Source organism: Porphyromonas sp. COT-290 OH860 (genome assembly GCF_000768935.1).
Lineage (GTDB): Bacteria > Bacteroidota > Bacteroidia > Bacteroidales > Porphyromonadaceae > Porphyromonas.
On the sequence record NZ_JRAR01000075.1, the window covers coordinates 82544 to 93107 of the forward strand.

12 protein-coding genes are annotated in these 10564 nt (G+C 48.3%); all 12 read right to left on the reverse strand.

Going from position 1 to position 10564, the window contains the following annotated elements; translation table 11 throughout:
* Window positions 1-9 precede the first annotated feature (9 nt).
* Entirely contained in the window at window positions 10-573 is a 564-nt protein-coding gene (locus tag HQ41_RS08585; protein ID WP_081964820.1) for a nitroreductase family protein, read from the reverse strand.
* Window positions 574-596: 23 nt separating this feature from the next.
* On the reverse strand, window positions 597-1625 hold the full coding sequence (locus tag HQ41_RS09995; protein ID WP_044190509.1) for an acyltransferase family protein: 1029 nt from the start codon (window positions 1623-1625) through the stop codon (window positions 597-599).
* 17 nt (window positions 1626-1642) lie between these two features.
* Entirely contained in the window at window positions 1643-2272 is a 630-nt protein-coding gene (locus tag HQ41_RS08595; RefSeq protein ID WP_044190510.1) for a trimeric intracellular cation channel family protein, read from the reverse strand.
* 42 nt (window positions 2273-2314) lie between these two features.
* Window positions 2315-3133 (reverse strand): 3-methyl-2-oxobutanoate hydroxymethyltransferase, encoded by an 819-nt coding sequence (gene panB / locus HQ41_RS08600; RefSeq protein ID WP_044190512.1) that lies wholly within the window; start codon window positions 3131-3133, stop codon window positions 2315-2317.
* A gap of 92 nt (window positions 3134-3225) precedes the next feature.
* Complete coding sequence (guaA, locus tag HQ41_RS08605) at window positions 3226-4746, reverse strand: glutamine-hydrolyzing GMP synthase (RefSeq protein ID WP_044190513.1); 1521 nt, start codon at window positions 4744-4746, stop codon at window positions 3226-3228.
* A 90-nt stretch (window positions 4747-4836) separates the two neighbouring features.
* Window positions 4837-5304 (reverse strand): 2-amino-4-hydroxy-6-hydroxymethyldihydropteridine diphosphokinase, encoded by a 468-nt coding sequence (gene folK / locus HQ41_RS08610; protein WP_044190516.1) that lies wholly within the window; start codon window positions 5302-5304, stop codon window positions 4837-4839.
* Between the two features lie 4 nt (window positions 5305-5308).
* Window positions 5309-6358 (reverse strand): tRNA preQ1(34) S-adenosylmethionine ribosyltransferase-isomerase QueA, encoded by a 1050-nt coding sequence (gene queA / locus HQ41_RS08615; protein ID WP_044190519.1) that lies wholly within the window; start codon window positions 6356-6358, stop codon window positions 5309-5311.
* Between the two features lie 16 nt (window positions 6359-6374).
* A complete protein-coding gene (gene truB / locus HQ41_RS08620) occupies window positions 6375-7124 on the reverse strand; it encodes a tRNA pseudouridine(55) synthase TruB (RefSeq protein WP_044190522.1) in 750 nt (249 codons plus the stop codon).
* 1 nt (window position 7125) lies between these two features.
* Window positions 7126-7953, reverse strand: coding sequence for an undecaprenyl-diphosphate phosphatase (locus tag HQ41_RS08625; RefSeq protein ID WP_044190525.1), 828 nt, complete (start codon window positions 7951-7953; stop codon window positions 7126-7128).
* A gap of 6 nt (window positions 7954-7959) precedes the next feature.
* Window positions 7960-8175 (reverse strand): DUF3098 domain-containing protein, encoded by a 216-nt coding sequence (locus HQ41_RS08630; RefSeq protein ID WP_044190527.1) that lies wholly within the window; start codon window positions 8173-8175, stop codon window positions 7960-7962.
* 31 nt (window positions 8176-8206) lie between these two features.
* Window positions 8207-9100, reverse strand: a complete 894-nt coding sequence (locus HQ41_RS08635; protein WP_044190530.1) for an ABC transporter permease — start codon at window positions 9098-9100, stop codon at window positions 8207-8209.
* 294 nt (window positions 9101-9394) lie between these two features.
* Window positions 9395-9769, reverse strand: coding sequence for a hypothetical protein (locus tag HQ41_RS08640; RefSeq protein WP_044190533.1), 375 nt, complete (start codon window positions 9767-9769; stop codon window positions 9395-9397).
* Between the last annotated feature and the right edge of the window lie 795 nt (window positions 9770-10564).

Below are 10564 nucleotides of genomic sequence, written 5' to 3' on the forward strand. Positions count from 1 at the left end.
CAATAGCTTTTATTCCTTATCTTCCCTAGGCATTTGGTATTTACCCAAATGTATCTTTTCCCACTTGAGGCTCTCTGCTGGGCGTTCGGGGGCATCGCCATTGACATAGCCAAAGCCCAAAACAGCCAAAACTTCTAACTGATAAGGTATGTCTAGTATCTTGCGAACATACTCGGCTGCATCTTGACCGCTAGGAGTAACCTTACCATGGATATCTCCCCAGCAAGACCCGATGCCAAGCTCCCAAGCTTGCAGCTGCATATAGCCAATGGCTAGACTAGCATCGGCAAGCCACTGCTGACACTCCATCGGTGATCCAAGTACTACAACAGCGAGGGGCACATCTTTGAGAAAGGCGATACCTTTCTCTCTGGCATGGCTCAAAGCTTCTAGAGTATTCTTGTCTTCAACCAATACGAATTGAGTGGTATGCCGATTCATTGAAGAGGGAGCTCGTAGCCCAGCTTCCATAATTACCTGTACTTGCTCTGGACTCAGGGCGCGATCTGGGTGGTATATGCGGATGCTTCGGCGAGTGCGAATCGCATCCATTACCTTGATTTCTTTTTCCATAATTGAAGTTTTGTATTAAAAAATTATTGTTTGCGTTGTTCGCCGTATAGTATGAGAGATAGTATTCTATTTTGACGTACGAGATAGACGACCAAGAGTGTCGGGATAAGTACGGCGAGAGATCCGAGTGTGACTACTACTATTTCCCAAGTCAGAGCTCTTATTTTACTCGTAATGCTAAGAATATAATCAGATACATGTGGCATTGAGAAAAGAAAGAAGTAGTGGGTCAAGTAGATAGGTAAGCTCGCTTGTCCTAGTAGTTTGAGAACTCTGTATATGGGATGACTGAGAGCATTATGCTTTTGGATAGCTGTATGAACCGTTCCATACACGAATATCAGCCCTGCAATAGATACCGGATAACCCTTCCATGGTTTGTAGCCATTGTATTCGATGTACAGGAGAGCAATGAATAATAGGAAACTCAATGCTACCACTAATGGCCGTCTGATAAAATCCTCTAACCAATAAAATCTTCCTACAAAGTACCCGAAGAGTAGATAGGGATATAACCAGTTGATATGCCTCCAGCTGAGAGTATTATATATCTCGGGAGATAATTTTGTTAGTAATGTATCGATTACGATGACTATCCCTATGCTAATGGTAGCCAAATAAAAACTTCGATATGGTTTGTCCTCTGCTCGCATTATTATTACCGTCCATCTGAAAAAGAAAAATGGTATGAACATCAAAAATAGAGAAAAGGTAAACCAGTAGCCTCCGTGGTAAAGGCTAAAAAGCATTTGTTCGGTACTAATCTCGGCAGTGAGTGCGTAGAAATAAGGTATAATGATTAGTGGCAGTAGTAACTGAATAGATTTTTTCGTCCAGTACTTAATGACTTTCTCACCCGTGAATTGTATTGGACGAGCCGAAAGGATCCCAGAGAGCATCACAAATAGAGGCATATGGATGCTGCAAATCATACTAAAGATAGGGGAGCGAGCATAGTCAAGCCCGAAAATGAAGATATGCCCCATGATAACAAGGAGAATGGCAATCCCCTTGAGTATATCTATGTGTGGCAGGTAGGTGTTGTGTTGCATATACAATTGTTATTTTACTATGCCTCTTGAGTGTCTTCTGTTGCTTCAAAAGTAGGAATATGGAAGTGGAAGAGGACCGCAAGTATTCGTAGCCCAAGTACTGCAGCGGCTGAAATGAACTGGATAATGGGTACGGACAATCCAGTCCAAGTCATCAAGGCGACATAGATAGCTCCACCGAAGAAACAAGCTAGGGCGTAGAAATCTTTGCGGAAAATAAGAGGCACCTCGTTGATGAGAATATCGCGAATGAGTCCACCAAACGAACCCGTTATTGTCCCCATCACGATGCCGACCCACCATGGGAAGCCCGCCTCGAAAGTCTTGGCAATACCCACGACCACGAATAGCCCTAGCCCGACAGAGTCGAAAAAGAATAGTGAGTGATTGGCACGGACAACCTGCTTACGTAGAGCAATAGTGAAGAATAGAGCAAGCCCCGTAATGATTAGGTAAGAAGGTTGGAGGAGCCAAAAAGGAGGCACGTTAATCATGATATCTCTAAGTGTTCCTCCGCCTACGGCTGTTACCATACCTACAACGTAGGCACCAAACCAGTCAAAGCCCTTGGAAGCGGCCAATCGAATGCCACTGATAGCAAATGCAAACGTCCCGAGGTAATCGCACCATGCGACGAAGTCGTTCATGTTTGCTATTTGGTTAATATCCATTGCAGTGATGCCTGATGATTAGTACCATTCATTTTGGTTGGGGAAAGTGCTGTCCTTAACGGCATCTACATACTCGCTAATAGCCGATGTGACGGCTTCCCCAAGGAGAGCAAATCGCCTTAGGAACTTGGGGCTAAAGCCTTCGTCTAATCCTAGCATATCTTGTAGCACCAAAACTTGACCATCTACGTCTACACCAGCCCCGATGCCGATTACAGGTATTTCTAGCCTATCTGCCACTTGCTTGCCTAGTACAGCTGGGATCTTCTCCAGCACCAATGCACAGCAACCTAGGCGCTCTAGTGTTTCTGCCTCCTCTAGTAGCTTGTGGGCTGCGGCATCTTCTTTGGCTTGCAGGTTGTAGCCCCCGAACTGATGTACTGATTGAGGCGTTAGCCCAAGGTGACCAACTACGGGAATACCAGCCTGCACAATAAGTTTGATAGCCTCATAGACGGCGGAGCCTCCCTCGAGTTTGACAGCATCGGCTCCCGTTTCTTTCATAATACGCACCGCAGATTGTACCGCCTCTATTGGGCTAGTCTGATAGGAGCCAAAGGGCATATCTACCACGACCATGGCACGCTTTACCCCTCGCACGACCGATGCCCCGTGGTAGATCATCTGATCCAGTGTAATCGGGAGCGTTGTGCTGTGACCAGCCATGACGTTAGCAGCAGAGTCGCCAACCAAGATCATATCTATACCCGAGGCATCGACCAGCTTGGCCATTGTATAGTCGTAGGCGGTGAGCATAGCGATGCGCTCTCCCGCTTGTTTCATTGCTATCAGGCGGCGTGTGGTTACTTTCTTGCCGTCTGCTTGATGTTTAGACATTGATGATGTATCTAATATGCAATAGCCCTAGGGCGAGATATGCCGACCTAGGACTATTGGGTGATTTGATTATTCTTTAGACCCTAAGCTCTTTACTCCCACTCGATTGTGCTGGGTGGTTTAGAGGATATATCATAGACAACACGATTGATGCCACGTACCTTATTGATGATCTCGTTCGATACCTTGGCGAGGAAGTCGTAAGGCAGATGCGCCCAGTCTGCACTCATAGCATCGGTAGAGGTCACTGCACGTAAGGCGACTGTGTACTCGTAGGTGCGCTCATCTCCCATAACGCCCACACTCTTGATTGGCAGTAGGATTGCTCCAGCCTGCCAAACATCGTCGTAGAGTCCCCACTCACGTAGCATGGACATGTAGATGTCGTCTGCATTTTGTAGGATTTCTATCTTATCCTCGGTAAGCTCTCCAATGATCCGGATACCAAGACCGGGGCCGGGGAATGGCTGACGTTTGATCAAGTGAGGTTGCATACCTAGCTCAAGCCCTACACGGCGTACTTCGTCTTTGAAGAGCAAGCGCAGAGGCTCTACCAGTTTGAGGTTCATGCGCTCGGGTAGCCCTCCTACATTATGGTGGCTTTTGATGACTGTACCCGTGATGCTGAGCGACTCAATCACGTCGGGGTAAATAGTGCCCTGACCAAGCCATTTGATATTCTTGAGTTTTTTGGCTTCGGCATCGAAGACATCAATGAAGCCTTTGCCAATGATTTTGCGCTTCTGCTCGGGATCTGTAACCCCCTTGAGGGCAGATAGGAATTGCTCCTTGGCATTTACCCCGATTACGTTTAGCCCCAGATGCTCATAGTCCTTGAGGACGTTCTCGAACTCATTCTTGCGTAGCAATCCGTGATCGACGAAGATGCAAGTCAGGTTCTTGCCGATCGCTCTATGTAGTAGTACAGCTGTCACAGATGAGTCTACACCTCCGGAGAGGGCTAGGATTACCTTGTCATCTCCTAGCGTTTGTTTCAACTGGGATATAGTACTCTCGATAAAAGAGGCAGGCGACCAGTTGCCTTTGATGCCCGTTACATTGAGGAAGTTCTCCAGAATACGCATGCCTTGCTCGCTGTGGAAAGCCTCTGGGTGAAACTGTACACCCCAAGTTTGCTCCCCATCTACTCGAAAAGCTGCCGCAGCTACATCTTCTGTACTTGCGATAATGCGGAAGTTGTCGGGTAGGGTGGTGATTGTATCTCCGTGAGACATCCACACAATGCCCCCCTGCTCTACACCCTCCATGAGCGGATCATGAGCATGCTTGATATCTAGGTGTGCACGGCCATACTCCCGACCATTGCAGGGCTCCACCTTGCCTCCAGCTTGGTGTACTAGGCTCTGGGCTCCATAGCAAATACCCATTAGAGGCAGATGACCACGAAGCGCCGAAAGCTCTGTACGGAAAGCCTCTGGATCGTACACAGAATACGGGCTACCCGATAGGATAATCCCTGCGATACCGTCTAGGCTCTCTGGGAGTTTGTTGTAGGGGACAATCTCGCAGTAGGTGTTCAGCTCTCTGAGGCGTCGGCCGATAAGCTGAGTCGTTTGCGAACCGAAGTCAAGGATCAGGATCTTTTTTTGCATGAATGATACGTTGTAAGTCTTATGTTATCTGTACACAAAGGTACACATTTTCTTGCGCTCTATCCATGGATAGGGGCTCAGCTCTGCTCTCTACGAAACCTCTGCTAGTAGCTCTGTGGCTGTACATCTCAGTATAGGGTGTATTTGCTCGGGAGCTATCTGGCTTAGTGGCTCTAGGACGAAGCGACGTTTGTGCATCTGTGGGTGCGGAAGGGTGAGTCGATCGCTATGCAGTACGAGATCGTCGTAGAGTAGTATGTCGATGTCGATCGGGCGGTCTTGGTATGCGCCATTGTGGCTTTTCTCCCTCCGCCCTAGCTCTCTCTCTAGCTGCTGAGTGCGGTCTAGAAGCTCTGTAGGGCTAAGCTCTGTTTCGAGCTCTACCACAGCATTGAGAAACAATGAAGACGAGACGAAACCCCATGGCTCCGTCTCGATCATTGATGAGGTCTGTATGATCTGCCCCACATCTCGGCTGAGGCAGCCGATAGCTTGCTCCAGAAGCTCACGTCTATTGCCTTGATTGCTTCCAAGAGAGAGGAAGATGCGATGCTCCATCCCTCTAAATAATGAGCAAGGCATCTCCGTAGGCACCGAAGCGATACTTCTCCTTGATGGCCACACTATAAGCATTCATCACATGGTCATATCCTCCGAAAGCCGCCGTCATCATCAGTAGTGTAGACTTGGACATATGGAAGTTGGTGATCAGAGATGTTGGGATCACGAAGTCGTATGGGGGGAAGATGAACTTATTCGTCCAACCATCGTACTCCTTGAGATGATACTCTGTGCCAGAAGCCGTCTCGATAGCTCTAAGGGTAGATGTCCCTACTGCACACACACGCTTGTCTGCATCTTTGGCTGCATTGACGATTTGGCAGCAAGTCTTGGGGACGATCATCTGCTCGCTCTCCATTTTGTGCTTGGTCAGATCTTCTACATCGATATCCCGGTAGTTGCCGAGGCCGTTGTGTACTGTCAAGAAAGCTTTGTGGATATCGTATATCTCCATACGCTTGAGTAGCTCACGACTGAAGTGTAGGTTGGCTGCAGGAGCTACGACTGCCCCCTCGTGCTCTGCGAATAGAGTTTGGTAACGATCCACATCGTCTGCTGTGGGCTTACGATCCATATACTTGGGTAGGGGTGTCTCTCCCATTGAGAAGAGTGTCTTTTTGAACTCCTCGTGCGTGCCATCGAATAAGAAGCGTAGTGTGCGACCACGAGAGGTAGTATTGTCGATTACCTCCGCCACTAGGCTGTCGTCCTTACCGAAATAGAGCTTATTGCCGATGCGGATCTTACGGGCAGGGTCTACCAGTACGTCCCATAGCTTGAACTGGCTGTTGAGCTCACGCAGTAAGAATACCTCAATTTGAGCACCAGTTTTTTCCTTATTGCCATATAGACGAGCTGGGAATACTTTGGTATCGTTGAAAACGAACACATCATCTTTGTCGAAGTAGCTCAACACATCTTTGAAGACCTTATGCTCGATTTCTCCTGTTGCTCGATGTAGAACCATCATACGTGACTCATCTCGGAAGTGGGTAGGCTTCTTGGCCAACAGGTTATCTGGTAGATCAATTTTAAACTGAGATAGTTTCATTCCTCTATATTCTTAATTATTGATTAGTCTTTGCTTGCTCAGCTTCTTGTCCCAGAGGCTCTACGTGTGCCTCTAGGAAAGGTTTGATGTCTTCGATCTGTAAGCAATCCTCTAGTCTAGCACTGCCCACCTGAGTACGTTGCAGTGCCGTGAGGTGGCCCCCAGAGCCTAATGCTACGCCTATATCTCGAGCCAGAGAGCGGATATAGGTCCCCTTGCCACAGACTACTCGAATGCGTAGGTCGGGTAGTGAACACGAGAGTAACTCTAGCTCGTGGATCGTAATGAGCTTGGTGGGCATCTCTATATCACGACCCTTACGAGCTTGCTTGTAGGCACGCTTGCCGTCTACTTTGACGGCGGAGAAAACCGGTGGAACCTGCTCAATGGTCCCGATGAACTGCCCCAAGGCCGAGCGAACCATCTCCTCGGTAATATGCTCCGTGGGGAAAAATTCGTTTGGTTCGCTCTCTAGGTCTAGAGTAGGGGTGGTCTGTCCTAGACGTATATCTGCTATATACTCCTTGACGCCCTGCTGTAGACTCTCGATTTGTTTCGTATGCTTGCCCGTGCAGAGGATCATCACGCCTGTGGCGAGAGGGTCGAGTGTGCCAGCATGCCCCACTTTGAGCTTCTTGATGTCTAGATGACGACAAGCCTCGTAGCGGAACTTATTGACCAAACTAAAGCTGCTCCAGCCCAAAGGTTTGTCTATGTAAATCGTAGCTCCCTCCCTCAGGTCTAGCATACCTATCGTACTCTTCATATTAGCTTAGGTGAATGGGTACGCCCATGAGCATTAAGATGGCGAAAACGATCGCAATGACGATGCGGTAGTAGCCAAAAATTCTAAAGCCATATTTGGTGACAATGCCGATGAAGAGCTTGATAGCGGCAAGAGCAATCAAGAAGGCTACGACGTTGCCGATGAGTAGTGTTTGCCAGTTCTCACTAAAAACATCTATGCCTGAGCTCTTGTAGAGCTTGTAGGCCTTCAGGAGCGTTGCCCCAAACATCGTCGGGATAGCCAAGAAGAAGGAGAACTCTGCGGCCTGACGACGAGTGAGCCCCTGCTGCATACCTCCAAATATCGTAGCCATGGAGCGAGATACCCCCGGTATCATGGCCAAGCACTGGAAGAGCCCAACCGTAAAAGCCCGTCGAGGCGTCACGGTGCGAGGTGTTTTGTTCGTAAATCGACGATCCATATAGATCATGACTAGACCACCGATGAAGAGCATTGCGATCACGACCCATAGGTTGCCCAAAAGCTGGTCAATGTACTCCTCCAGTAGTAGCCCCAGTACACCGGCTGGTATGCAGCCTATGATCATGAGGCCATAGAGGCTCCAGCCAGATAGCCCATAGTTCCCTCCTATGGGCTGATTGCGCCAAGGTAGGAAGCGCTCGAGGTAGAGCATGACTACGGATAGGATAGCCCCAAACTGGATCATAACGGTAAATGCACGTAGGTACTCCGTATTCTCCATACGCATAAGCCCCTCTGCTAGTATCATGTGCCCAGTAGAGGACACGGGTAGGAACTCGGTAAGCCCCTCCACTATGGCGATGATGATGCTCTCAAGGATCGTCATACCTGTTTATTTGCGTTTGGGTGAAGCTAGGATTGCATAGATCATCAGCAGAAATCCAGATAAGCACACTATGGGAGCCACTACGATGCGGCGAGTCGAGAAGATCTCAGGATTGAAGGTTTCGGGATCGGTAGAGCCTCCTCCCGACATCAGCGCAAAGCCTACGATGATGATAGCCACAGATAGGGCTACGAGCAGATAGTTGTATTTGCTATACGTCATAAACGATGAGGTTGTATATACTTCTTCAAGTCTAAATCAGATGGATTTTGTTGCCGTCCATACGAATGTACTTGCGGCTAGCTCTTAGGGCTGTAATGGAGCAGCTGAGCATACTCACTAGGGATAGCCCCACGGCAGCCAGCACAAGCAGCTTGAGGTCTAAGCTCTGGGCGATAGGTAGGTCGAACCAGTGCTCCAGACCCACAACGAAAATACCCAAAACCGCTATCGCCAGTATTGCCGACACTAGACCATCTAGGAGCGAACGCCCTACGATAGGGCGACGAATGAACCAGCTACTCGCCCCAACGAGGCTGAGTGTGCGTATCTTGAGCCTATCGGCATAGATGCCAAGCCTAGTGGTGTTGTTGAGTTGTATGAATGTGAATATGAGTTGTATCGCTAGTAGAGCCCAGAAGATCCACTCTAGGCGCTGTCGGTTGTACTCGACCGACTCGAGTAGATCGCCTTGATAGCTAAGTTTAGTGGACAACCCCAGCTCGGCGACCTGTGCCTCTAGCCTCTGTAGACTATCGGGAGCTAGACTGCTGGCGTGTACTTGGAACTGAAACATTGGGCTGAAGGGATTGTAACCTAGCAGTCCGAGCATCTCTTCTCTAGTCTGACCGATTTGGTGCGCAACCACAGAGGCCGCACTATCGGCATTGATGTAGCTTAGGTTCATCACTCCCGGCAGTTTGGCCAACTTGTCCTCTAGGGCTGTGATCTGCGTTTGCGTAGCCATGGGCTCAGGTATCTCTACAGAAAATGTTATCTGCTCCTTGACCGTCTGCCCAAGACTATAAACCCCTATGCGCATCAGGGCAATAAGACCGAGGGTAAATAGACTTACCGTAAGACCTGCTATGCTGACTAGGCGCATTTGCGTGAGCGTACTGCGTCTTTTATTGATGGGAGCTGACATATTTAGAAGAGCCTTTGTTCAGTGGCGAAATACAATATTGTTATGGACTGCCGTATGCCGTCCGTATGGACACAACTACGGCAATTTGCACGCAAAATTACAAAAACTAATTCATACATCGGAGTCATTGATCCGTATCTGCACTCTAGTCGAAGCGACTATCGGCTATCCAGTCTAGTACCTCCATATTGACCTCAGATACTCTAGCGTCTAGGTAACGCCATTTGCTGTACCACCCCATGCGCACAACCTCTTTGTCGTTTTTGTAGCGAATCGAGAATAGAGGTGAGATATCTACTCTCCCTCGCGGGCGATACGGATATGGCGTAGATCGTATGGCATAGGCGTAAACAGATTGTCTGCCTCTCTCAATGGAGCAACTCTATGTAGGCGCATTAGGGAGTCGAAGTGATGTTGCAAATATGGAGCGACACGCTTGGGTCTAGCATACCCCTCTATGGGAGTGGAGTAGCGGAACGTCAGAGGAAGATACGGCTTCCCGGACCAACCTTCTACTGGACCATCTCCATTGATCTCACCCGGTCTTGTTCTATCTCCAAGACTAACGCCTGATGGTCTGCCGTAAGCCCAGATAAGGTAGTAGCTTGTGTTGAATGGAATACCAAGGAACACTGCCTTTCTATCTCCTGTGTCTTTGAGTTTCTCCATCAACTCCGTGAAAAGGGAGTTGGCTCCTTTGGTTTGTCTGTGCTCAAAGGGCTCGGGGAGGTTGGGGAGATGAAGGGAGTCGACGTCAATAGGCTTAGTCCAAGAGATTTCAAGGCTCTTATATGAGCCTCCTCAGGCTTAGGAACTGTTATTTCTTGCTTGCCAGATATGTCTTCTTTGTCAGGCGACTGAGGCAGGAGCGGCTTGTCTTGGTTACAGCTGTACGAGATGGCAATGACCAGAGCCGACAGGCATAGCGCTGTCAGTATCTTCTTCATAATGTGACTTGTGGCTATAATTTATGGTTTACAAATAGGTTGATTTGTCCTCGTTAATCTTGTAAGAGATTCTCGTCTAGCAGAGGCTTTGTGGGGTAGTGCTACATTTATTGCATCGGCTGAGTTATTCTGCAAATAGTTTGCGAGTGATTGGCGCTAGCTCCTGCTTCTAGAGCATGCTACTTATCTGTTTTTGTTAAGTTATTACTTTGACAATGATACCAATGACTAGTTTCAGAAGTAATCCTCGAAAATTTAACGACTTATATGCAGACCTCCAAAAACTAGCGCCACATATCTGGTAGGTTACTCGGTCTGTTTTATTTGGACTGCACCATGGTGTGCTTATCCTTGCGCCTAATATCAACTGTCAGGTGTGCGATCCTCATCTTTTTAGTTAAGGAGTGTTAATGATTTAGCCTTAAATTTGGTGTAATGGAAAGGTCGTTCGTAAAGATTGGTGGTGCTCTCTCAGTAGATTGGTGGGAAGATTTTCTGACATTGGTGGACTAATCCC